The 24,134-nt window shown below is 71.2% G+C and carries 21 protein-coding genes; 16 read left to right on the top strand and 5 right to left on the bottom strand.

What is annotated here, in order from left to right; translation table 11 throughout:
- The 7 genes from D6689_07585 to phoU form a co-directional block, all read left to right on the top strand.
- Nucleotides 1-362, top strand: a 362-nt coding sequence (locus D6689_07585) for a winged helix family transcriptional regulator (GenBank protein RMH42663.1), incomplete at its 5' end; no start/stop codon positions are given.
- 6 nt (nucleotides 363-368) lie between these two features.
- Nucleotides 369-2,102 carry a HAMP domain-containing histidine kinase gene (locus D6689_07580; GenBank protein RMH42662.1) on the top strand — a complete coding sequence of 578 codons (1,734 nt, stop codon included), beginning with the start codon at nucleotides 369-371 and terminating at the stop codon, nucleotides 2,100-2,102.
- Nucleotides 2,103-2,278: 176 nt separating this feature from the next.
- Nucleotides 2,279-3,343 carry a PstS family phosphate ABC transporter substrate-binding protein gene (locus tag D6689_07575; GenBank protein ID RMH42661.1) on the top strand — a complete coding sequence of 355 codons (1,065 nt, stop codon included), beginning with the start codon at nucleotides 2,279-2,281 and terminating at the stop codon, nucleotides 3,341-3,343.
- A gap of 56 nt (nucleotides 3,344-3,399) precedes the next feature.
- On the top strand, nucleotides 3,400-4,275 hold the full coding sequence (pstC, locus tag D6689_07570; protein RMH42665.1) for a phosphate ABC transporter permease subunit PstC: 876 nt from the start codon (nucleotides 3,400-3,402) through the stop codon (nucleotides 4,273-4,275).
- A 22-nt stretch (nucleotides 4,276-4,297) separates the two neighbouring features.
- The gene (pstA, locus tag D6689_07565) at nucleotides 4,298-5,191 is read left to right on the top strand and encodes a phosphate ABC transporter permease PstA (GenBank protein RMH42660.1); all 894 of its coding nucleotides are present in this window, start codon (nucleotides 4,298-4,300) and stop codon (nucleotides 5,189-5,191) included.
- Nucleotides 5,188-5,997 carry a phosphate ABC transporter ATP-binding protein gene (pstB, locus tag D6689_07560; protein ID RMH42659.1) on the top strand — a complete coding sequence of 270 codons (810 nt, stop codon included), beginning with the start codon at nucleotides 5,188-5,190 and terminating at the stop codon, nucleotides 5,995-5,997. The genes pstA and pstB overlap by 4 nt, the downstream gene beginning before the upstream one ends.
- Entirely contained in the window at nucleotides 5,994-6,674 is a 681-nt protein-coding gene (phoU, locus tag D6689_07555) for a phosphate transport system regulatory protein PhoU (protein RMH42658.1), read from the top strand. The genes pstB and phoU overlap by 4 nt, the downstream gene beginning before the upstream one ends.
- Nucleotides 6,675-6,693: 19 nt before the next feature.
- Here phoU and D6689_07550 read toward each other — a convergent pair whose 3' ends face one another.
- On the bottom strand, nucleotides 6,694-8,991 hold the full coding sequence (locus tag D6689_07550) for a response regulator (GenBank protein RMH42657.1): 2,298 nt from the start codon (nucleotides 8,989-8,991) through the stop codon (nucleotides 6,694-6,696).
- Between D6689_07550 and D6689_07545 the strand changes: the two genes are divergently transcribed.
- From D6689_07545 to D6689_07520, 6 genes are all read left to right on the top strand, one after another.
- Nucleotides 8,940-10,526 (top strand): aminotransferase class V-fold PLP-dependent enzyme, encoded by a 1,587-nt coding sequence (locus tag D6689_07545; GenBank protein ID RMH42656.1) that lies wholly within the window; start codon nucleotides 8,940-8,942, stop codon nucleotides 10,524-10,526. The genes D6689_07550 and D6689_07545 overlap by 52 nt on opposite strands.
- Before the next feature lie 137 nt (nucleotides 10,527-10,663).
- Nucleotides 10,664-11,449, top strand: a complete 786-nt coding sequence (locus tag D6689_07540; GenBank protein ID RMH42655.1) for an outer membrane lipoprotein-sorting protein — start codon at nucleotides 10,664-10,666, stop codon at nucleotides 11,447-11,449.
- Nucleotides 11,446-12,855, top strand: a complete 1,410-nt coding sequence (locus D6689_07535; protein ID RMH42654.1) for an ABC transporter permease — start codon at nucleotides 11,446-11,448, stop codon at nucleotides 12,853-12,855. Before D6689_07540 ends, D6689_07535 begins: the two co-directional genes overlap by 4 nt.
- Nucleotides 12,856-12,859: 4 nt before the next feature.
- Nucleotides 12,860-14,125 carry an ABC transporter permease gene (locus D6689_07530; GenBank protein RMH42653.1) on the top strand — a complete coding sequence of 422 codons (1,266 nt, stop codon included), beginning with the start codon at nucleotides 12,860-12,862 and terminating at the stop codon, nucleotides 14,123-14,125.
- Entirely contained in the window at nucleotides 14,118-14,822 is a 705-nt protein-coding gene (locus tag D6689_07525; protein ID RMH42652.1) for an ABC transporter ATP-binding protein, read from the top strand. Before D6689_07530 ends, D6689_07525 begins: the two co-directional genes overlap by 8 nt.
- A 64-nt stretch (nucleotides 14,823-14,886) precedes the next feature.
- A complete protein-coding gene (locus D6689_07520) occupies nucleotides 14,887-16,047 on the top strand; it encodes a hypothetical protein (GenBank protein RMH42651.1) in 1,161 nt (386 codons plus the stop codon).
- On the opposite strand, the gene D6689_07515 is transcribed toward D6689_07520, so the two are convergent.
- A complete protein-coding gene (locus D6689_07515) occupies nucleotides 16,031-17,326 on the bottom strand; it encodes a hypothetical protein (GenBank protein RMH42650.1) in 1,296 nt (431 codons plus the stop codon). The two genes, D6689_07520 and D6689_07515, sit on opposite strands and share 17 nt — an antisense overlap.
- 21 nt (nucleotides 17,327-17,347) lie before the next feature.
- Here D6689_07515 and D6689_07510 point away from each other — a divergent pair, with 21 nt between their 5' ends.
- Nucleotides 17,348-19,372, top strand: coding sequence for a hypothetical protein (locus tag D6689_07510; protein ID RMH42649.1), 2,025 nt, complete (start codon nucleotides 17,348-17,350; stop codon nucleotides 19,370-19,372).
- A gap of 94 nt (nucleotides 19,373-19,466) precedes the next feature.
- Here D6689_07510 and D6689_07505 read toward each other — a convergent pair whose 3' ends face one another.
- The 3 genes from D6689_07505 to D6689_07495 are packed head-to-tail and all read right to left on the bottom strand — an operon-like array spanning nucleotide 19,467 to nucleotide 22,106.
- On the bottom strand, nucleotides 19,467-20,450 hold the full coding sequence (locus tag D6689_07505) for a universal stress protein (protein ID RMH42648.1): 984 nt from the start codon (nucleotides 20,448-20,450) through the stop codon (nucleotides 19,467-19,469).
- On the bottom strand, nucleotides 20,338-20,679 hold the full coding sequence (locus D6689_07500) for a ribosome-associated translation inhibitor RaiA (protein RMH42664.1): 342 nt from the start codon (nucleotides 20,677-20,679) through the stop codon (nucleotides 20,338-20,340). Before D6689_07500 ends, D6689_07505 begins: the two co-directional genes overlap by 113 nt.
- 23 nt (nucleotides 20,680-20,702) lie before the next feature.
- Nucleotides 20,703-22,106: a sigma-54-dependent Fis family transcriptional regulator gene (locus tag D6689_07495; protein RMH42647.1), complete on the bottom strand. Its 1,404-nt coding sequence runs from the start codon at nucleotides 22,104-22,106 to the stop codon at nucleotides 20,703-20,705.
- A gap of 3 nt (nucleotides 22,107-22,109) precedes the next feature.
- On the opposite strand from D6689_07495, the gene D6689_07490 reads away from it, so the two are divergent.
- Nucleotides 22,110-23,927 carry a PAS domain S-box protein gene (locus D6689_07490; GenBank protein ID RMH42646.1) on the top strand — a complete coding sequence of 606 codons (1,818 nt, stop codon included), beginning with the start codon at nucleotides 22,110-22,112 and terminating at the stop codon, nucleotides 23,925-23,927.
- 42 nt (nucleotides 23,928-23,969) lie between these two features.
- Nucleotides 23,970-24,134 (top strand): universal stress protein (locus tag D6689_07485; GenBank protein ID RMH42645.1); only part of this gene is annotated, 165 nt, incomplete at its 3' end.

The following is a 24,134-nucleotide window of genomic DNA, read 5'->3' as shown; positions in this document are numbered from 1 at the left end:
TGATGCTGCGCGTCCGCGCCGTGCTCCACCGCGCACGACGCGGCGCGGCCGACGGCGGCTCGGCGTCGACGTTTGGTTGCCTGCGCATCGACCGGGAGGCCCACCGCGCGTGGGTCGACGGCGACGAAGTCTCGCTCACGCCACTGGAGTTCAAGCTGTTGGTGACGTTCGTCGACCGGCGGGGCCGCGTCCAGTCGCGCGACCGCCTGCTGGCGGACGTGTGGAACATCGATGCCGACGTGACCACTCGCACCGTCGACACCCACGTCAAACGTCTGCGCGAAAAGCTCGGCCCGGCGGGTCGATACATCGAGACGGTGCGCGGCGTCGGCTACCGGTTCGCGTCCGATCCGGGCGCGTGAGTCATCGTGCGTTTCGGCGTCCGCGCGCGGCTGTTTGTCGTCTCCGTGCTGCTCGTCGCCTGCGGCGTGCTCGCTTTCGGCATCGCGCTCGAGCGCCAGCTCCGGCGCCGACTCGCCGCGTCGGAGGAGGAGGACGTGCGCCGCGCCGCGCTGGCAGCGCGGGCGCTCGTGCTCGCGCGCGCCGCGGCGGGCCGCGGGCTCGGCGACGCGGATGCGGTCGCCGACGAACTCGGCGCGGTGACCGGGCTGCGGATCACAATCGTCGGCGCCGACGGCAGCGTGCTCGGCGACTCCGCCCTCGCACCGGCCGAGATCGCCCGCGTCGACAATCACGCCGGCCGGCCCGAGATCGTCGCGGCGCGCCGCACCGGGGAAGGCCGGGCGCGGCGATACAGCACCACGGTGCGCGCCGAACTCGTCTACGTCGCGCTACCCGTCGACGACGACAGCGGTTGGATCGTGCGCGCGGCCAAGCCGCTGCGCGAAGTGGACGAGGCCGTCGCCGAATTGCGTCGCAACCTCGCGGCGACGGGCCTCGCGGGGCTGGTCGTCGCGGCGCTGCTGAGCGCGCTGGCGTCCCACTGGCTGGGCCGGCCGCTGCGGACGCTGGCGGCGTCGGCCCAGGCGATCGCGCGCGGCACGCCCGCGCCGCGGATGCGCGCGGATCGGCCGGACGAACTCGGCCTGCTCGCCGGCTCACTCAACCGGGTCGCCGACCAGATCCGCGTCGCCATCGACCAGCTCGCCGGCGAGCGGGCTCGGTTTTCCGCCGTGCTCGAGGCGATGACCGACGGCGTCGTCGCCATCGACGCCGACCGCCGCATCACGCTGGTCAACGGCGCCGCAGCCAACCTGCTCGACGCAGACGACCGCGCGATCGGCCGGCCGCTCGTCGACGTCCTCCGGGCGCCGGCGATCGCGCGGCTGCTGGACGCGCGCGACGGAGACGTCGAACTCGAGGTCGGCGACGGCCGCAAGATACGGGCCCGCGCGAGCCGCCTTCCGGACGACAGCGGTTGGGTCCTGGTGCTGTCCGACATCACCGACCTACACCGCCTGGCGACCGTCCGCCGCGACTTCGTCGCGAACGTGTCGCATGAACTGCGCACGCCGGTGAGCGTCGTGCAGGCCACCGCCGAGACGCTGCTCGACGGCGCGCTCGACGACCCGGCCCACGCGCGGCCGATGGTCGAGGCGCTGCACCGCAACGCCGTACGCATGGCGGCGCTGATCGCCGACCTGCTCGACCTCGCGCGCATCGAGGCAGGCCGCTACGCGCTCGACAGCGCCCGCGTCGCCGTCTCGGCCATCGCGGAGCGCGCGATCGCCGCCGCCCGCCCCGCCGCGGCCGCGCGCGGCTCGACGATCGCCGTCGACGTCGCCGCCGGTCTGGCCGTGCGCGGCGACGCCGGCGCGCTCGAACACGTGCTCGCCAACCTGCTCGACAACGCGATCAAATACGCCGGGGACGGCGCGCGCATCGCCGTCTCGGCGCGGGCCGCCGGCGACCGCGTCACCATTTGCGTCACCGACGACGGGCCCGGCATTCCCGCGGCGCACCGCGAGCGCGTGTTCGAGCGGTTCTATCGCGTCGACCCGGGCCGCTCGCGCGCGCAGGGGGGCACCGGCCTCGGACTCGCGATCGTCAAGCACCTCGTCGAGGCCATGTCGGGCACGGTCCGCGTCGACACGGCACATCCGTCGGGCGCCGCGTTTCGCATCGACCTGCCGGCAGCGTGACGCCCGCGCCGCGCCGGCCCGCCGCGGCGTCACTGCGGGCGGCGCCCCTCGCCTCGCCCGCGACCGGCCCGCAGGGCCGCACGCGGACCGCGCTCACCCGTCGTCCGCGCGCAATGGTGACGGCCAATTCGCCCTGCTGTCACACGACCGTCACGCAGTCGCCGGAGGATGCGACCATGCGTACGAAGAGAAACCGATTGGCACCAGGGTTCGCGATCGCCGCGGCCGCGGCCCTGATCGCCCTGCCGGCGTGCAGCAGCAAACACGACGCCGGCAACCAGGCCAGCGGCGGGGGCGCGCACGCGTCGGGCGCCGCGTCCGCGGGCGTGATCAAAATCGACGGATCGAGCACCGTGTTTCCCATCACCCAGGCGGTCGCCGAGGAGTATCAGGCCGACCGCGGCGGCCGCGTCACCGTCGGCGTGTCCGGCACCGGCGGCGGGTTCAAGAAGTTCTGCCGCGGCGAGACCTCGCTGTCCGGCGCGTCTCGGCCGATCACGAAGACCGAGATCGATCTGTGCGCCAAAAACGGCATCGACTGGATCGAGCTGCCGATCGCCTACGACGGCATCGCGGTGGTCGTGAACCCGAAAAACGACTGGGTCGACCGCCTGACCGTCGCCGAACTCAAGACGATGTGGGAACCGGCCGCGCAGGGCAAGGTGACGAAGTGGAGCCACGTTCGCACCGGTTGGCCCGACCGCGATCTGCACCTGTTTGGCCCCGGCGTCGACTCCGGCACGTACGACTACTTCACCAAGGCGATCGTCGGAACGGAGCACGCGAGCCGCGGCGACTTCACGTCGTCCGAGGACGACAACGTGCTCGTCCAGGGCGTCACGACCGACGAAAACGCACTCGGTTACTTCGGCTACGCGTACTACATCGAAAACAAAGACCGGCTCAAGGTCGTCCCCATCGACGACGGCAACCCCGACAACGGCGCGGGCCCCATCGCGCCGAGCGTCGACACCATCGCGAACTCGACCTACCAGCCGCTGTCCCGACCGATCTTCTTGTACGTGTCGAAGCCGGCGTCACAGCGCCCCGAAGTCGACCAGTTCGTCACCTACTTTCTCGACCACGCCCACGATCTCGTCGAGGAGGTCGGCTACGTTCCGCTGCCCGCCGCCGCGATGGACCTCGTCAAGGCCCGCTACAAGGCCCGCACCACCGGGTCGCTGTTCACGGGCGGGTCGAAGGTCGGCGTGTCCGTGCAGGATCTGCTGAAAACGCCGTGACGTCGTCCGAAGTCAACGCCGCCGCCACCGCGCCGCCACGAACGCGCGGCCGCGCCATCCCGCTGCGCGAGGTCGCCATCGAGTGGCTGCTGCTGGCGGCGGCGGCGCTGTCCATCTTCGTCACCGTCGGCATCCTCGGCGTCCTCGCGTTCGAGACCATTGCGTTCTTTCGCGAGGTGTCGTTTGCCGAGTTCTTCGGCGACACGCAGTGGACGCCACTTTTTGCCGACAAGCACTTCGGCGTCTGGCCACTCGTATCGGGGACGGTGCTCACCGCGGGGATCGCCATCGCGGTGGCGTTGCCGTTCGGCCTGCTGACGGCGGTCTACCTCAGCGAGTACGCCTCGGAGCGCGAGCGGCGCATCCTCAAGCCGACGCTCGAGATCCTGGCCGGCATTCCGACGATCGTGTACGGCTACTTCGCTCTCGTGTTCGTCACGCCGCTGCTTCAGCGGATCGTGCCGGATCTGGCCGGCTTCAACGCCCTCGCTCCGGGCATCGTGATGGGGATCATGATCATGCCGATGATCTCGTCGCTCAGCGAAGACGCCATCTACGCGGTGCCGCAGCGGCTGCGCGAGGGTGCGCTCGCGCTCGGCGCGACGAAGCTGGCGACCACCTGGCGCGTCACCGTGCCGGCTGCGATGTCCGGGATCACGGCGGCGCTCACTCTCGCGATCTCGCGTGCGATCGGCGAGACGATGATCGTGACGGTCGCGGCCGGCCAGCGGCCGACGCTTACGCTCGACCCGCGCGTCCCGATCGAGACGATGACCGCGTACATCGTGTCGGTGGCCAAGGGGGACACGCCCTCGGGCACGCTCGAGTATCGGACGATCTTCGCGGTCGGAACGGCGCTGTTCGCGATGACCTTCGCGATGAACATCCTCAGCCACCGCATGACGCGGCGCTTGCGCGCTGCATACGCCTGACGCCTCGACCGTCGCACGGACCATGTCGCAGACGACGCAACCCGGCAGCCAGCCCCCCACGCCGATCGCGGCGTCCCGCAGTCGCGCTCCCGAACGCGCGTTCGTGTGGCTGTGCCGGCTGTGCATCGCCATCCCGCTGGTCATGCTCGTGACCCTGATCGCCGACGTCGCGATCGACGGCGCCGCGCGGTTGGATTGGGACTTCGTGCGCGGATTGCCGTCTCGACGTGCGGAGCGCGCCGGGATCTGGCCCGCGTTGGTCGGCAGCGTGTACCTGATCGGACTTACGATCGCGCTCGCGCTGCCGGCCGGCGTCGGCGCGGCCCTCTATCTGGAGGAGTACGGCAAGCGCAATCGGTTGGCCGGACTGATCGAAGTGAACATCGCCAACCTTGCCGGCGTTCCATCGGTCATCTACGGACTACTCGGTCTCGGGTTGTTCGTCCGCGGGCTCGGCATGGGCGCGAGCCTGCTCGCCGGCGCGTGCACGATGGCGCTTCTCGTCCTGCCGATCGTCATCATGGCGTCGCGCGAAGCCCTGCGCACGGTGCCGCAACCGCTGCGCGAAGCGGGCCTGGCGCTCGGCGCGACCCGCTGGCAGGTCACCCGCCAGATCGTGTTGCCGATGGCGCTGCCGGGCATCCTGACCGGGTCGATCTTGGCCGTGTCGCGCGCCATCGGCGAGACCGCGCCGCTCATCGTCGTCGGCGCGGTCGTCTACATCACGTTCTTGCCGGACGGGCTGTCGTCACAGTTCACGGCGCTGCCGATCCAGATCTTCCACTGGACGTCGATGCCCCAGCGCGCGTTCCTCGTCAACGCCGCCGCCGGGATCGTCGTCTTGCTCGCCACACTGCTCGCACTCAACGCCGTCGCGATCTTCCTTCGCAACAAGTACCAGAGGCGATCCGCGTGACCACCTCCCCTACACGATCCGAGGCGAGCGCGGCCGCACCGCCGGCCCCCGCCCCCAAACTGCGAACGCGCGATCTCAGCGCCTGGTTCGGCAGCAAGCAGGTGCTGCACGGCGTGTCGATGGACATTCCGGAACGCCGGGTCACCGCCATCATCGGCCCCTCCGGCTGTGGCAAGTCGACGTTCATCCGCACGCTGAACCGGATGCACGAGCTGGTTCCGATCGCGCGGCTGTCCGGCACGGTCGAACTCGACGGCCAGGACATCTACGCGGCCGACGTCGACCCGGTTTTGCTGCGCCGCCGCGTCGGCATGGTGTTCCAGAAGCCGAACCCGTTTCCGACGATGTCCATCCGAGACAACGTGCTGGCGGGGCTTCGGCTCACGGGCAGGCTGTCGAACGCCCGCGCAGACGAAGTCGTCGAGCGCGCGCTGCGGCAGGCCGCGCTGTGGGACGAGGTCGCCGATCGACTTCACGACCACGCCGGCGGCCTGTCCGGCGGCCAGCAGCAGCGCCTGTGTATCGCGCGGTCGCTGGCCGTCGAACCGGACGTGTTGCTCATGGACGAGCCGTGCTCGGCGCTCGATCCGATCGCGACGGCGCGGATCGAGGAGCTGTTGCATCACTTACGAAAGACGTACACGATCGTGATCGTGACCCACAACATGCAGCAGGCCACGCGCGTGTCAGACCGCACCGCGTTCTTTCTGCACGGCCAGCTCATCGAGTACGGCGACACGGACCGGCTGTTCACGTCGCCGCGCGACACCCGCACCGAGGATTACATCACCGGAAAATTTGGATGACCGACAAGCGACATACCGACAGCGAATACGAGGCCGAACTGCAGCGCGTGCGAGAGAACGTCCTGCACATGGTCGGGCTTGTCGAGGACATGATCCGCGACGCGGTTCGCTCGTTCGTCGACCGCGACACCGCGCTGGCCGTGGAGACGGTCCGAATGGACCAGCAGGTCAACCGGTTGGAGATGGAGACGGACGACTTGTGCCTCGTCATCCTGGCGAAACGCCAGCCGATGGCCTCCGACCTGCGGTTCATCACGCTGTCGATGAAGATGGTCACCGACATCGAGCGCATCGGCGACCTCGCGGTCAACGTGTGCGAGCGCACGCTCGCGCTCGCCGAGCTCGGCGATACCCGTCCGATCCCGGACACCATTCCGCGGATGGCTGACATCGCACGCTCGATGGTGCGAGATGCGATCGACGCGTTCGTGAATCGCGACGCGGCGAAGGCACAAGACGTCTGGGACCGCGACTCGCAGCTCGACGAGCTGTACCTCGAGCTGTGCACCGCCACACAGGCGCGCATGTCGGACGACCCGGCGCTCGTCCAGCGCGGCATGCACGTCCAGGCGGTCGCAAAGTTTCTCGAACGCATCGGCGACCACGCCACCAATCTGGCGGAGATGGTCGTGTTCATGGTCAAGGGCGAGGACATGCGCCACATCGGCAAGCGGTAGCTCGCGCGGTCGCGCTCGCTCATCGCGCCGCGACGCTCGCTGCGACGGCTCGCACCAGCGCGTCTGGCGCGTACGGCTTCGCGACGACGATCGCGGCCGCCGCCCGCGCGCGCGCGCGCAGCTCGTGATCCAGCGCGCCGCTCACGATGACGGCGCCGAACGCATTGCGCGTGGTCCGCAGCGCCTCGATCAGTTCGAGGCCGGTCCGCCCCGGCATGCGCATGTCGGCGACGATCGCGTCCGGTACGCCGTACTCGGTGACGTGCGCGAGCGCCTCGCGGGCGCTGTCGACCGCGGTCGCGCGCGCCCCCTCGGCGTTGAGCACGCGGCAGACGCCGTCCGCGATCGCCCGCTCGTCGTCGACGACGAGCACGCGCAGTCCCGCCAGCGTACCGGCGGCGTGCGCGGCGGGGATGTACAGGTAGATCGTCGTGCCGCGGCCCGGTTCCGACTCGGCGGTGACCATGCCGCCGAGGCGCTCGATGGTGCTGCGCACCGTGGCGAGCCCGAGCCCGAGGCCGACGCCGGGGCGACTCGTGAAGTTTGGCGTGAAGCAACGCGCGAGCGTCTCGGCGTCCATCCCCTCGCCGTTGTCGGCCACCGCCACGCACACCCATCCGTTCGGCGACGGCGGCAGATCCGCCGGCACGTCGTCGCCCACCGCGCGCACGGCGATCGAGATGCGCCCGCCACCGCGCAACGCGTGCCGCGCATTGACGACGAGGTTGACCAACGCCCGCTCGATCCCGACCGGCTCGGCGAGAATCGCGGGCACGTCCGCGCCGGCGTCTACCGTAAGGTCGACGCCGTCTCCTGCCGCCGCAGCGAGCACCGGGCGCATTCCCGCGATCAACTCGGCGACGTCGAGTATCTCCGGGTGGCCGGTCGATCGATTGCCGAACTCGCGCAGTTGGCGGACCAGCCGCCCCCCGCGCGCGGCGGCGTCGACGATGGACGCGAGCCGTTCGCACGCAACCGGATCGTTGGACACGTGCGCATGGAGCCGCTGCGCCTCGGCCGAGATGATGGTGAGCAGATTGGCGAAGTCGTGGGCGATCGCGTTGGCGAACTGGCCCTGGTCGGCGAGTTGGTCGCGCCGCACGTCGTGGCGGCGGCGGCGGCGCGCGCGCGTCACGTCGCGCAGCAAGATCAGCGTGCGCCCTTCACCGAGCGCCGGCGGGCGCAAGACCAGGGCGGAGATGATGCGCCGTTCGGGATCGCCCGGCGCCGTCAGATCGCGGCTCTCGTCGGCCGACCAGTCGAGGACGAGCCGGGTGAGCGGTACGCCGCCGAGCGCGGAAATCGGCCCGCTGTCGTCGCCGCCCGTGAGTGCGCGCAGAAGCTCGCGGCCGGACTCGTTGGCCGCGATGACCATGTTCTGCTCGTCCAACACGACGAACCCCTCGCGCAACCCGGCGACCGCGCGCTCGAGCGCCGTGTGAGCGGGCAGCGTCGCCACCGAGGCGATCTCGATCTCGGCGAGAACGGCCGCGAGTGACGCCACGCCCACTGCGTCGCCGTCCTCATCGACGACGATCGCGTAGTCGACGCCCTCCTCGCGCATGCGTTCGAACGCGTCGCGCGCGGTGGTGGCGGCGTCGATCACGGTCGCCGGCTGAAGCGGTAAGTCGCGAAGCAGCCGGCTGCCGCGTTGCCCCGCCGCCGCCGACGGCATGAGCAGGTAATACGCCGAGCCGTTCGAGTCGCGCGCGACGATCGCGGGCCAGCCGGCCTCCAGTTCGCCCAGCGCCCGATCGAGCAGGTCCCGGTCGCTGTAGATCGCGGCCTCGCGGACGAACCCGCCGATCACGCCGGCCCCGCGATCTTCGCGTGCACGGTGACCTCGCCGGCGATGCCCACCTGCAAGCATCCGTCGGCGTCCATCAGGTCTTCGGCATGGGCGACCATCGCGGCGACGAGCCGATCGCGGCCGACCAACCGGAAGTGCGAGCGCAACACGATCGCCGCCTCGATGACCGGATGGTCGTCGACGCGGACGAGCTCGTACATGCCGGGCAGCATCCGATCGATCGCGTCCGCGAGCGCGTTCGGGCCGACCGAGGCACGCCGGCCGATCAGCAGGCCGTCGCCGATCGGCGGCAGCGCGAACGGGCGGTACGTCAACGACACGCGAACGTCTCGATCCCCTGTCTGCGTACTTCGTGCCGTCACCTCGCAAGCCTACCCTAAACCACGCGACTTCGCGATGTTGCCGTCGTCGAAACCCGCGCCACCGCGTGGCCGCCACCACAATCTCCGTGTTACATGACCACAATGAGCGGCAGGAGCGATCGACTCGACCGGTTTGCTCGCGCATTCATCGGCCTCGACCGGGTCGACCCCGTGTTCGACGGTCCGCCGCGCCGGCGCGTGTACCTCGACACCACCGCGACGGCGCTGATGCCGAACGTGGTCTGGGACGGCCTGCGCGCGTACTTCGACGCGGCATCGGCCAACAGCCACACCGACGCGCACCGCGCCGGCCGCGACACGACCCAGGCGATCGAGGACAGCCGCGACGCCATCGGACGTCTCGTCGGCTATGACCCGGACCGCGACGTCGTGCTGTTTACCGCCAACGGGGCCACGGGCGCGACCAACTTCCTCGCGCGCGCGCTGTTTCCGCCCGAGCTGCGCGCGGTCGTCAAGCGTTTCCCCGACGGCGCGCCCCCCGCATACGTCGACGCGCTCGCGACGGCGCTCGGGGCCACCGGCCGGGAAGCCATCGCCGAACTGATCGCGCGCCCGGTGGTCGTGACGACGACGATGGAACACCACAGCAACCTGCTGCCGTGGATGGAGGCGGTCGGCCACCAGAACGTCGTCGCCGCGCGCGTGCGGCCCGACACGGGCGAACTCGACCTCGACCATCTCGCGGAGCTGCTCGCGCGCCACGGCCCGCGGGTGCGCCTCGTCGCGGTGACCGCGGTGTCGAACGTCACCGGGATCTGCAACCCGGTGCGTCACATCGCGCGCATGGCACACGAGGTGGGCGCCGAGATCCTGATCGACGGCGCACAGTGGGTGCCGCACGCGCCGGTGCGCATGCACTCGGACGACCCCGCCGAAGACATCGACTACCTGGTGCTGTCCGGCCACAAGCTGTACGCCCCGGGCAGCCGCGGCGCGCTGGTCGGCAAGCTGGCGACTCTGTCGGCGCGCCGATGTGTGACCGACGTCGGGGGCGGCATGGTCGAGTACGTGTCGATCGACGACTTCGCGATCAAGGACCAGGTCACGGCCCGCGAGGAGGCCGGCACGCCGAACATTCCCGGTTCCATCGCCATGGGGCTGGTCGCGGAAGCACTGATGGCGGTCGGAATGGAGGGGATCGCGGCGGCCGAGCGCGCGCTCACGACGCAGCTCATCGACCGGCTGCTCCGCATAGACGGCGTCGCCGTCTACGGCAGCGTGGACCTCGACCGCACTCACCGCGCCGGGGTCGTGTCGTTCAACGTCGACGGACTGCCGCACGGCCTGGTCGCGGCCTACCTCAACGACTTCCACAACATTGCGGTGCGCAACGGGTGCTTCTGCGCACAACCCTACGTCAAGGCGCTGCTGCGCATCGACGAGGCGACCGAGCGGGCAACCCGGCACGACCTGTTGTGCGGCGACCGCCGCAACCTTCCCGGGATGGTGCGCGCGTCGCTCGGCGTCTACTCCACGCGCGACGACATCGAGGCGCTCGGCGCGGCGCTCGAGCAGCTCGTACGGGACCGCGAGCGCATCGCGTCCCTGTACCGGCCCGATTTCGACGGCACGTTCCGGCGCATCGACGGGCAGGCGCTGCCGCGCACGTTTTGCGTGGCCGACGCCGCAGCGCGCTCCCTCGCGGGCATCCTCGGGTAGCGCGCGGAGGCCGCCGCGCGATCGGCCGCGCTGCGCTATCGTACGCATCGAGACGAACGTCGCCCCGCGGCGCGCGTCGTCCGACGTCCGGTCGCCGCCGCGCGCCGCGATCCTTCATACCGCGTGAGGAGCCGATCGTGAAAGCAGCCACCGCCGTGTTGTCCGCCGCCCTCGCCCTCGCGTGCGCGCGCACCGCCGCCGCCGGCGACGACGTCGCCGACCTGATTCGCCGCGCGGACATGGCGTATCGCGGCGACACGTCGGCCGGCGTGTTCGAGATGACGGTGAAGACCGCATCCTACGAGCGCACGTACAGCGTCGTGGTGTGGGCGGACGACCGCGACGGCAAGGACCGCGCGCTCGTCAAGATCCTCGGCCCGGCGATGTGGCGCGGCTTCGGCACCCTCAAGGTCGGAGATCGCCTGAAGCTGTTCAACCCGAAGACGAACCACGTGACCGTCGTCGGCGCCGCGATGCTGGGCGAAAGCTGGATGGGCAGCCACTTTACGAACGACGACCTGGTCAAGGAGACGCAGTTGCATCGCCACTACCGCGCGAAGCTGGTCAAGACGTGGACCGCCGACGCGCCGCTCGGCGCGGGAACGAAGCTATACCGCATCGAACTGTCTCCGAAACCGACGGCGCCGGTCGCGTGGGCTCGGATCGTCTACACGCTCGCCGAACGCGGCGACGCGATCGTGCCCGTCCGCGCCGACTACTTTCGCAAGCCCGGCGACGCACGGCCGGCCCGCACGATGACGTTTTCCGACGTCGGCCCGCTCGGCGGGCGCATCCTGCCGCGCACGGTCGAGGTGCGCGTCGCCGACAAGCCGGGCGAGTTTACGCGCATCACCTACAAGAAGCTCGCGCTCGGGGTCCGCATCCCCGACAGCAAGTTCACGGAGCAAGCGCTGCGCCGATGACCGTGCTGAAACTCGCGTGGCGCAACCTGGGGCGCAACCGCCGGCGCACGGCGATCACGGGAGCCGCTCTCGTGGTGGGGGTCGCGTTGTCCATCGCGGGATACGGCCTCACCGACGGCATGCTCGCTGAACTGCTGCGGGCGCTCACGCGCAACGAACTCGGTCACGTGCAGATACACGCGCCCGCCTTTCCGAGATCGCGCGCGCTGGCCGACGCGATCGACGACCCGTCCGCCGCCCTACGCGCGGCCGCCGCCACGCCCGGTGTCGTCGCCGCCGCGCCCCGCGTGTTCGGCTATGCCCTGATCAGTCGCGACCGCGTGTCGGCCGGCGCCCAGATCGTCGGCGTCGATCCGACCGCCGAACCGCGCGTCACCACGCTGCACGAGCAACTCATAGCCGGTCGCTACCTCGACGCGGAGCCGACGCCGTGGCCCGCCGGCCGCGAGCTCACCGACGAAGAGCGCGCCCTCGACGCCCAGATCACGGCCGCGGCCGAAGCCGCGGCGCTCGCCGACATCGAAGGCATCGATGCGCCGCCTCCGCCGCCCGTCGATCCGGCCGCCGCGCGCGCGCTGGCCGAGGCGGTGGCGCCGCGCCCACGACGCCCCCCGCGGGTGCTGGTCGGTGCCGCGCTCGCCCGCACGCTCGGCGTGGGCGCCGGCGATCGGTTCCACGTGCTCGCGCAGGCGGCCGACGGTCAGTCGGAGGAGGTGTTCGTCGAAGTCGCCGGCGTCTTCGATACCGGCACGCCGGCGGTCGACCGCGGCCGCGTGTACTTTCACATCGACGATGCGCGGCGGTTGCTGCACCTCGGCGGCCGGGCGCACGAGATCGCGGTGGTCGGCAGCTCGCCGGAGCGCGCGGGCGCCATTGCGGCAGCGCTGCGGCGCGCACTCGGCGACGGAGTGCTCGTCCGCACCTGGTACGAAATCCGCCCCGACATTCAGCGGATGGTCGACACCACCGAGGTGAGCATGGTGATCATGATGTTGATTCTGTTCTTCGTCGCGGCGCTCGGGGTGGTCAACACGATGCTGATGGCGGTGTTCGAGCGCACGCGCGAGATCGGCATGCTCAAGGCGATCGGCATGTCCGGCGGCCGCGTCGTCGCCATGATCGTGGCCGAAACCGTGCTGCTCGCCGCGGCGTTCGCGGCGATCGGCACCGCAGCCGGCGTCGCACTCGATGTATACATGGTGCGCCAGGGTATCGACCTGAGCCGTTTCACCGGCGGGTTCTCGATCGGCGGCGTCGGCCTGCGACCGGTGTTCCATGGCGCCATCACCGCGCGCGGCGTGGTGTTGCCCGGTGTCGTCCTCGCCGCCGTCTGCTTCTGCGCGGCGTTTTACCCCGCCGTCCGCGCCGCACGGCTGCCGCCGGCCGTCGGCATGAGACAGGTGTAGCGCCGTGCTCACGCTCAAGCTCGCATGGAGGTCGTTCGCCCGCCACAAGCGCCGGTCGGCGATCACCGCCGCCGCGATCGCGCTCGGGCTCGCGATGCTGCTGGCCTCGATCGGGCTGGCGACGGACGGCCACGCGCGCATGGCCGAACTCGGCATCCGGCTCGGCGCCGGCCACGTCGTCGTTCAGGGCCGGGGGTACCAGGAGCGCCAGACCGCGGACATCGTCGTCCCCGATCCGGACCGCGTCGCCCGCGCCGCACGCGCGATTCCCGGCGCGCGCCACGCGGCGCGGCGCGTCTACGCGAGCGGACTGCTCGCGTCGGGCCACCTGTCGGCCGCGGTGATGGTCGCCGGTGTCGACCCGCGCATCGAACCCGACGTGTCCGACATCGCGTCGGCCGACCACCGCGTCCGCGGTCGCTACCTGCGGCCGCGCGACGCCCGCGACTTCGCCAGCGAGCCGGCGGATGTCTACATCGGCGACCAACTCGCGCGCACCCTCGCGGTGGACGTCGGCGATCGAGTCGTACTCACCGTCGCTCCATCGGGGAACGGCGAGCCGGCCGCGACGGCACTGCGGATCGCCGGCATCTTCCACACCGGCGTGGACGAACTCGACGGCTTCTACGCCCAGATCCCGCTGGCCGACGCGCAGGAGCTGCTGGGGCTCGGCCGCGCGGTCACCCAGGTGGCCGTGTTCGCGGACGACCTGCGCGCGGTCGACCGGATCACCGCGGCGCTGCGAGCGACGTTCGGCGCCGACTCGGCGCTTGAGATCCTGCCGTGGCAGCAGGCGCTGCGCGAACTGTACGAGGCGATCGTGCTCGACGACCTCGGCAACTACCTGATGCACGCCATCGTGTTCGCGATCGTCGCGATCGGCATCTTCAACACGGTGCTGATGTCCGTCGTCGAGCGCACGCGCGAGTTTGGCGTGATGATGGCGATCGGCGCCAGTCGCACCCGCATGTTTGCCGTCGTCCTGTCCGAAGCCGCGATCCTCGCGATCGTCGCCTGCGCCGCCGGCGTCGCGATCGCGCTCGCGCTCCACGGGTGGCTGTCGACCACCGGGCTCGACGTGAGCCAATTTTACGGTGAGGACTTCGAGTTCGCGGGCATCGCGTTCCGCGGACGCATCTACTCGACGCTCTATCCCTCGCAGGTCGCCGGGTGGACGGCGGCCGTGTTCGCGATCGTCCTCGCGTCCGCGCTGTACCCGGCGTTGCGGGCGACGCGCCTTGAACCCGTGGAGGCCATGCGCCATGCCTGAACCGCTCGTCGACGTCCGGGATGTGTCGAAAGTCTACCGCCAAGGCCGCGTCGACGTGCCGGCCCTGCGCGACGTGTCGCTCCAGTTCGAGCCCGGCGACTTCGCCGTGCTCGCCGGACCGTCCGGCTCCGGCAAGACGACGCTGCTGAACCTGATCGGCGCGCTCGACACGCCGACCGCCGGGGTGGTCCGCGTCGGCGGCACCGACCTGTCCAACCTGTCGGGCCGGCGCCGGGCCGAGTTGCGCCTGCGCGACATCGGCTTCGTGTTCCAGTCCTACAATCTCATCCCGGTCCTCACCGCGTACGAGAACGCCGAGTTCGTGTTGCTGTTGCAGGGGGTCGCTGCCGACGCACGCCGGCGCCGCGTGCACGAGGTGCTCGCCGACGTCGGCCTCGCCGAGTTGGCCGACCGGCGGCCGGCCGAGATGTCCGGCGGCCAGCAACAGCGCGTCGCCGTCGCCCGCGCAATTGCCGGGCGCCCCAAGCTGGTGCTCGCCGACGAGCCGACCGCCAACCTCGACAGCAAGACCGGCGGCGGCCTGGTCGACATGATGCGCCGGCTCAACGAGCAACACGGCGTCACGTTCATCTTCTCCTCGCACGATCCGAAAGTCATCGACCGCGCCGCGCGGCTCATTCGCCTCGAGGACGGCCGAGTCGTCGCGGACGAGCGCCGAGATCGCGATGCAGCGTAGCGGGCTTGCGGCCCTACTTGCCGCGTGCGCGGCCCAGTGCGCGACATCGCGCGCCGCGGCGGCCGTGTTGTCGGAAGACCCGATCGAAGACACGAGCACCGAGGCCGGCGTCGTCGCGCGGTCGTTCACGTTCGCGCTGCTCGGCGACCCGCTCGACGCACCCGGCGGGATTGCGCTGTTCGACCTGCGCATCTACGCCGCGCGCAAGACGCCGCGGTGGGCGTTGGTCGTCCACGACCAGCTCACGACCACGGTTCGCTCCGCAGACGTGCTCGGCATCGGCGCCGTCGGTCGCAGCGTCGCGCCGCCCCGCTGGCTGCCGCTGCAGCACGACGTCGAGGACGGCGCGACATTCGCCATCCGCCACCAGGTCGACTGGCTGTACGCGCGCGCCTCGTTCGGACCGATGACGATGACCGCCGGCAGACAGCCGGTGACCTTCGGCCGCGCCCGCACGTGGAGGCCGTACGACCTGATCGGCACGTTTGCGCTCACGGAGGTGGATACGGAGTACAAACCGGGCGCCGACGCGGTGCGCGTCGACTGGACGCCCGACGAGCGCGTCGTCGTGACGGTCGTCGCAGCGACCGGCGAACTCGAGGACGACGGCGATCTCGCCGCGTCCCGCCGCGGCACGGCCGCGGTCGCGCGGATCAAGCGCGCGATCGGGCGCGGCGAGATCGGAGCGCTTGCCGGCTGGGTGCGCGGCGACGCGGTGGCGGGCGTCGACGGCGCCACCGGCATCGCGGGCGTCGATCTGTATGCCGAGGCGACGATTACGCGCACCACCGGCGACAGTCTTCCCTCGCCCGTGGTCGCGGCGGGCGACGTGGTCGCCAAGGCGGCCGCGGGCGCCAGCTACCGGCCCACCGGGGACATCACGGCGGGAATCGAGCTTCTGCACAACGGGTTCGGCGCGACCGACCGCGCGGACTACATCGCCGTCGCGCTGTCGCCGCGCGCCGGGATCGGAGAGCAGGTGTTCGCCGGCCGCTGGTACGCGGCCGCGTTCGCCGACTGGCAGGCACACCCGCTCGTCCACGTCGCCGGCGCGGCGATCGTCAACGCCGTCGACGGCAGCGCGCTCGCGAGCGTCGGCGTCAGCTACGAGCTGGCCGCGAACGCGCGCGCGTCGCTCGGGGGGTTCGTCCCGCTCGGGGCCGATGACGCCGAGTTCGGCGCACTGCCGACCTTGTTGTACGCGCAGCTCACCGCCGTGCTGTGACACGCCGCCGGCGCCGGCGCGGCAGCACGACCACCACTGCGGCCACCGCCGCGCTGCAGCCACAATCACCGCCGCCGCCCGCGCGGCCGGCGTCGGGTGCAGGCGCCGCGTCCGGCGTGCCCGCGCCGGCATCGTCGCCGGCCTCGCCGACGCCGAGCTTGATCGCGAGATCCGGCCATACCAACCGAGTGCAGGTGTCGAACTGCACCGTCCCAGGCTGGCACGCGAGCGGCCCGTCGAGATCGCGGAACTCGAGCACGCTCTGCCACGACCGCGCATCGCCCGACACGCCGACCGCCATGAAGTCCGGCTCCCAGTTGGCGCCGCAACCGATCAACTTGCCGTCGGGTCGCTCGGCGGCGCACGCGAGCACCGGCTGCGCCGGTGGGACCTGCCAGGTCGCGCCCCGATCGGCTGACACGTGCACCGTGTCCTGGTCGAATCGCGTTCCCGCGACGAGCCGCTGGCCGTCGGCGCGCGCGACGAACGCCGACAGAGTGTCCGTCGTATCCAGGATTCGCGTCCACGATCCACCAGCGTCGTCGGAGCGATACACGGCGTCACCGTTGGGCGGATTCGCGCGCCGGACCGCGACGTACACGACGTCGGCGTCCGCGGGCGACACGGCCAGCACATCGACGAGCGATGCGCCGGCGGCGATCCCGTCGATCGCCACCGCCTGCCACGCCGCGCCGGCGTCGTCGGTCCGGTACAGCAGCGGGACCGCGGTGCCATCCGGGCCGGTGACGGTCCCGGATACGTAGGCGCGCGCCGCGTCCGACGGCGCGACCTCGATGCGGCGCCATAGCGCGCCGGCGACCTCGAGCCCCGTGCGCGCAAACGACGCACCGTTGTCGGCGCTGCGATACACACCGCCGTCGTCGACCCCGGCGGCGGCCGCCCACACCCCGCCGTCCGGACCGATCGCCACCGCACCGATGAACGTGTCGCCGGGCGCGCCGGGTACCAATTCGAAGGTGCATCCGCCGTCGCGGCTCACCCGCAGTCCGTCGAAGGTGGTTGCGAAGATCGCACCGTCCGCCGCGACCGCGTAGTCCGGATCGTACGAGCCGCTGTAGCCGATCGCGTCCTCGCACACCCACTGAAACGACGCGCCCCCGTCGCGCGTGAGCAACAGACCGAACGTCGTCGGTGATAGCCACGTGTCCGGATCGGTTGGGTGGACGTACGCGCCGACGGTCGCCGGAAACCGGCCGTTGGCGGCCGCCGTCGCGGCCACGAGGGTCAGGGCACCAACACACAACCAGCGGTGAACCATTGCGGCAGTATACTGGCGTCGATGACGTACCACCGATGGGGCGCGGCCGCGCTGGCCGCGGTGGCCGCGTCTGCGGCGTGTGGCGGCGCCTCCGACAGGCCGGGCGCGACGGCGCTGTTCGACCTCGATGTCGACCCGGCGACGCCGCAGACGTTCTTTTCGCTGCCGTTTCCGTCGAACCTGCGGGTCAACGCCATCGGCGGCCCCGACCTGCGGGGATTTCCGAATCCGAAGGCGATCCCGATCGTCGCCGACCTGGTCGCGGCCGCCGCCGACAACCGCGGCATGCCGGCGATGCCCGTCGTCTATTTCCCGTTCGACGGACCGCTGGCGCCGCGCGTCGAGACCGACCCGATCCCGGCCGACCCCGACGCCGACATCCTCATCGTCGACCTCGACGACGTCACGCTCGTGCCGGCGGTGGCGCGCACCCTGGCGATCGACGATTACTTGCCCCACCCGACGCTCGCGGTCGCCCCCTACCCCGGCTTCGTGCTGCGCGCAGGCCACACCTACGCGGTCGTCGTCCGCCGCGACGCCGGCGACGCCGCGGGCGAACGGCTCGGCGTGCCTCCCGCGTTCGGTGCCCTCGCGCGCGGGCGCACACCCGACGCGGCGCGCGGCGTCGACGCCGTCGCGGCCTTTGCGCCGCTGTGGCCGGCGCTCGACGCGCTCGGCGTCCCGGCCGACGAGGTCGCGATCGCCACCGTGTTCACGGTCGGCGACGTCGTCGCGGACGTGGCGGCGCTGTCCGATGCGCTCCTGGCCCGCTACGCGACGTCCGTCGCCGGCATCGCGCTCGACCCCGAAGACGGAGCCGACCACGACCGCTACTGCGAACTCGTGGCGACCGTGGAACTGCCGCAGTTCCAGCAGGGCGAGCCGCCGTTCGACGACGGCGGCCTGTTCGAGATCGGCGCCGACGGCCTGCCGGTACTCCAGCGCACCGAGACCGTCCCGCTCGTGCTCGCCATCCCGAAGACGCCGATGCCCGCGCAAGGCTATCCACTGATGCTCTACTTTCACGGCAGCGGCGGCGTCGCGCGCACCGTCGTGGACCGCGGCCCTCGCCCGGCGCCCGGCGAACCTCCCGCGGCGGGGCTCGGCCCGGCGCACGTCGTCGCGGAGCACGGCATCGCGTCGGCCGGCGCGGCGCTGCCGCTGTCGCCCGATCGCGTACCGGGAGCCGGCTCGTACGACTATCTCAACTTCAACAACCTGGCGATGTTTCGCGACACCTTCCGCCAAGGAATGATCGAGCAGCGCCTGCTTCTGCGCGCGCTCGTCGACCTCGCCATCGATCCCGGCACGCTCGCGGGCTGTACCGGCCCGACGCTCCCGGCCGGCGCGACCGCGTTCCGCTTCGATCCGGACGCGATCGTCGCCAGCGGCCAATCCATGGGCGGCATGTACGCCAATCTCGTGAGCGCCGTCGAGCCGCGCATCCGAGCGGTCGTTCCGACCGGCGCCGGCGGCTACTGGAGCTACATGATCCTCGACACGGACCTGATCGGCGGCACGCGCGACCTGCTGTCGGTGCTGCTCGGGACGCCGTACGACGAGCTGACGTTCCTGCACCCGGGCATGCACCTGATCGAGCTGGCGTGGGAGCCGGCGGAGCCGTTCGTCTACATGCCGCGGCTCGCGCGCCGGCCGCTGCCCGGCCATCCGGTGCGCCCGGTCTACGAACCGGTCGGGATGGACGACGAGTTCTTCCGCCGCGCCGTCTACGACGCGGCCGCGATCGCGTACGGCCACCGGCAAGCCGGCACCGCGTACTGGTCGTCGATGCAACCCGGGCTCGCGCTCGCCGGCCTCGACGGCATCGAGCCATATCCGGTCGCCGACGACGTCGCGGCCGACGACGGCACGCCGTACACCGGCGTGGTCGTCCAGTATCCCGACGACGGCATCGACGACGCGCACTACATCTACGCCCAGCGCGACGACGTGAAGTACCAGTACGCGTGTTTCTTTGCCAGCTTTCTGCGCGACGGCCGCGCCACCGTGCCGGCCCCCGCCGCGCCCGGCACGCCGTGCCCGTGACCGCCGCACGCGCGCAGCCGGTACGCGCGCAGCCGGTACGCGCGCCGGCCGCACGCGCGCGGTCCCCGCGCGCGACGCCACCGCCGGCGGATCGTCACACGGACGCCGACTCGGGCGGTGCGACCAGCGCCGAGCACGGCGCATAGCGCACCGTCGCCTCGGCCAGACTGCCGAGCCACCAGCGGCGCCACCCGCGGTGGCCGTGGCTACCGAGCGCCACCAGGTCGTACCGCTCGCGGTCGATGTGGTCGAGGATCTGCTGCGACGGATGCCCGCGGTGGCTGTGATAGCGCACCGTCGCGCCCCGCCCGCCGAACCGCTCGACCCACTGCTCGCCGCGCGGGTCGGGATCGTCGGCGTCGCCGCGGGCGTGCAGCAGATCGACGGTCGCGCCGTCGGCGGCGACGGCGAGAGCCATCTCCACCGCGCGCTCGGACGCCGGCTCGAAGTCCACGGCGGCGAGGATGCGCGCGAAGCCGGCCTCGGCGACCGGCGCCCGTGCGACCAACACCGGCCGGGGCGACGCGCGTAGCACGCGCTCGGACACGCTGCCCAGCAGGATCGGCCCCTCGCCGCGGCGCGTGCCCACGACGACGAGACCGGCGTCGAAGTCGACGGCCGCCCGCGCGATCGCCTCGTCGGGGAAGCCGTCGACCATCCGGCACTCGATGCCGGCCTCCGCGCCGCCGACTCCGTCGCGCACGTTCTCGAGCTGTTTCTTGCGCGCGGCCAGTTCGGCGCGCACGTCCTGGCGGAACGCATCGGCGCGCCCGGTGATCCGCTCGAAGAGATCGGGCTTGGCGCCCTCGATGTTGGCCGCGTGCACGACCACGAGCCGAGCGCCGGCGCGGCGTGCGAGCGCCGCCGCCTGGCGCACCGCGATGTCGGACGCGGGGGTGAAATCGGTCGCCGCGACAATGCATTTCATCGCTCTACCTCGATTGGCAATTGCGGCGACGGCCGCGTCACGGTTGCCGCGCCAGGTCGCGCTTGCGGTCGACGTAGTGTGCCAGCGCGCGCGCCGCCGCGTCGAATGCGTCACGAATCGCGACGTAGACGTCCTCGTGGTCGGACGCATCCTTCGGATCGCGACCGACCACGATCTCGCGCCCCGGAACGATCACCTCGACGCGGACGCGGTAGTGGTTGCCCTTGCGGTGCCGGTGATGCGGCGCCTCGATCGCCACCTCGCAACTGCTGATGCGCGAGTGGTACTTCGACAACTTGTCGGCGTGCTCGCGGACGGCCGCCTCGATCGCGGGCGTCGGCTCGATGTCGCGATACGTGATTCTGAGGGGAAAGTTCATCGTGGGCCGCCTCCGAAACGGCGTCAGTTCGACTTCGCGACCGCATCGACGTTCGACTTGGGCGCCGAGCGGTACTCCTGCAGCTTGTACTGGATCTTGCGAACGCTCACGCCGAGGATCGCCGCCGCCTTCGACGTGGAGCCTCCGACCGACTCGAGTGTCTGGAGAATCGCGTAGCGCTCGATGTCCGCCAACGTGCTGCCCGGAATCGGCGGCGCTCCGGCGGCCGCCGATTCCGCCGGCGCCCGCTGCTTGCGGACGGCGGCCGGCAGTTCGGTCACGTCGACGAGCGGCCCGCGAGCGAGGACGACCGCGCGCTCGACCGCATTTTCGAGTTCGCGCACGTTGCCCGGCCAGTCGTATGCCTCCAGCGCGTCGAGCGCCGCCGGCGTGAATCCATCGACCGACTTGCCGTTTTCCTCGGCGAAACGGCGGAGGAAGTGATTCGCCAGCAGCGGAATATCGCCCGGCCGGTCCCGGAGCGCCGGCATCTCGATCGACACGACGTTGAGTCGATAGTAGAGATCCTCGCGAAACCGGCCCGCGCGCACCTCCTCGGCCAGATCCTTGTTCGTCGCCGCGATGACGCGCACGTCGACCTTGATGGTCTCGGTGCCGCCGACGCGCTCGAACTCGCGCTCCTGCAGGAAGCGCAGCAGCTTGACCTGCGTCGCCGGCGAAATCTCGCCGATCTCGTCGAGAAACAGCGTTTCGCCGTTGGCGAGCTGGAAACGACCGTCGCGGCGCGCGACCGCCCCGGTAAACGCACCGCGCTCGTGCCCGAAAAGCTCGCTCTCCAACAGCGTCTCGGCCAACGCCGCACAGTGCAGCTTGATGAACGGCCCGGCCGCGCGGGGGCTGTGCTGGTGCAGCGCCGCCGCGACCAGCTCCTTACCCGTGCCGCTCTCGCCGGTGATCAGCACGGTCGCGCGCGACGGCGCCACCTGCTGCACCACCTGATAGACCTGCTGCATCTGCGGGCTGTCGCCCACCAGGTTGTCGAGGTGGAAGCGCCGCGCCAGCCGCGCGCGCAACTGCTCGGCCTCCGAGCGCAACCGCTGCTGCTGGAGAACGCGCTCGACCACGAGCGCGAGTTCCTCGAAGTTCAGCGGCTTGGTCAGGTAGTCGGCGGCGCCCCGCCGCATCGCCTCGACCGCCGTGTCCACGGCGCCGAACGCGGTCATGACGACGATCTCGCACGGCTCGCCCCGCTCGCGCAGCTTGGCGAGCAAATCGAGGCCGTCCATCCCCGGCATCTTCAAGTCGGTGACCACGAGGTGCGGCCCAAACGAGTCGACCTTGCCGAGCGCCTTGAACGCATCGGCCGCGGTCTCGACGTCGTAGCCTTCGTCCTTGAGCAGCTCGGCGAGCGCGGTGCGCGCGTTGGCCTCGTCGTCGACGACCAGGATACGTCCTTTCACGTTCACTCCATGACCTCGGTGGCCTGCGGCCGGCGCGTCCGATCCGCAGCGCGGGCCGCCGCCACGTCATGCGATTCCCGTGCCGTCGCGCCTCCGGCCGGTGTGCGCACCGACGCGCAAATTATGCGACATGCACGCATGTTTGCGCAAATATTGCATGAGACGGCTGGCGCATCGCCCGGATTCCGAACGGCGAACGGGAGTTCCCGCCCGCCGATCCTGTGCGACATTCACGGCGTGACGGCGCCGCCCATGACCTTCTGGGAGGAGATCCAGCGCTACGTCCGGTTCGACGACGACGACCGAGCCGCGCTCCGGGCCTTGCTGCCGCACGCCCGCCCGCATTTCCGCGCGATCGCGGAGGAGTTCTACGCCCGCCTCCGCGAGCACCCGGCGGCGTTTCGCGTGTTCAGCGGCGAGGCGCAGATCGAACGCCTCAAGGGCACCCTCGTCCAGTGGCTCGAGAGCCTTCTCGCGGGCCCGTGGGACGGCGACTACTTCGAGCAACGCGCGCGCATCGGCCGCGTCCACGTCCGAGTTGGTTTGCCGCAGCGCTACATGTTCACCGCCATGAGCGTAATCCGCGCTCACCTGGGCGACGTGGTGCGCAACGCGTACGCGACCGCCCCGGACGCGCTCGGCGACGCGATGCGCGCGCTCGAGCACGTCCTCGACCTCGAACTCGCGGTCATGCTCGAGACCTATCGCGAGGAATACGTCGAGCGCGTCCAGCGATTGGAGCGGCATGCCCTCGCCCAGCTCGAAGACGAGCTCGCGCGTAGTGAGGCGCGCTACATGTCCATCGTCGAGAGTTCAGCGGGACTCGTCGTCGCGGCGGACGCGGACGGTCGGATCGTCCTGTTCAACTCGACCGCCGAGCGCGCGACCGGGATCGACCGCTCCGAGGCGCTCGGGGCCGACATCGCCGCCACGTTGTGCGCCGGGCAGGCCGCCGACCGGTTTCGCGCGCGCGTCGCTGACAGCGCGACAGGCCGGCGCGTCCCCCCCTTCGACGAGCAGCTGGCCACGCGCGACCTCGGCACCCGCTGGGTGCGGTGGCACCTCGCGACCGTCGGCCGCGGCGCGGACGCGATCACGTCGGCTCTCGGCATCGACGTCACGGAGGAACGCAACCTGGCCCGCAGGGCGCGGCGCGCCGAGCAGTTGGCGAGCCTGGGCACGCTGGCCGCCGGTCTCGCCCACGAGATTCGCAACCCGCTCAACGCCGCAAATTTACAACTCATGCTCGTCGAGCGACGACTTGCGAAGCTGGACGCCGAGCCGGCCCGCGCCGCGCTCGACGCCGCGCGCGCGGTGCGCGACGAACTCGCGCGACTCAGCGGGCTCGTCCACGACTTCCTGTCGTTTGCGCGGCCGGCCGAGCTGCGCGTCGCGGAGGCCGACCTGCGCGGGACGGTGCGCGCCGTGTGCGACCTGCTCGCGCCCCAGGCCGCCGAGCGCGGCATCCAGATCGCCGCGACCCTACCCGACGAGCCGCTGCGGGTCCGCTGCGACGAGGAGCGCATCAAACAGGTGCTGCTGAACCTGGTCGGCAACGCGATGGACGCCGCTCGCACGTTCGTCGCCGTCGAAGCCGTCGAGTCGCCCGGTGACGCGGAGGTCGTCGTGCGCGTGGTCGACGACGGCGCCGGTCCCCCCGACGACGTGAACATCTTCGAGCCGTTCGCCACGACGAAGGAAGGCGGAACCGGCCTCGGCCTGCCGATCGTCCACCGCATCGTCACCGACCACGGAGGCACCGTCGACGTGACGCGCGAACGCGAACGCACGATTTTCGCGGTGCGCCTCCCGCGAGCGGAGTCTTAGCCTGGCAGGAAAGTTGCAGTTGCACGGCCTGGAGGCCCAGCCATGCAACTGCGCAAGATCCTCGTCGGCATCGATTTCTCGGAACCTTCCGAGGTCGCGCTGCATCAAGCGCTCGACATCGCGCGCAAGACCGGAGCCGAGGTCGTGCTGGTCCACGCCGGGACGATTCCCGACCCGATCCCCGACATCCCCGAGGCGATGGAGGGG

The sequence above is a fragment of the Deltaproteobacteria bacterium genome, from assembly GCA_003696105.1.
Taxonomy (GTDB): domain Bacteria; phylum Myxococcota_A; class Polyangia; order Haliangiales; family J016; genus J016.
Note: the sequence above shows the minus strand (reverse complement) of the source record. Positions and strands in the feature narration are given on the sequence as shown.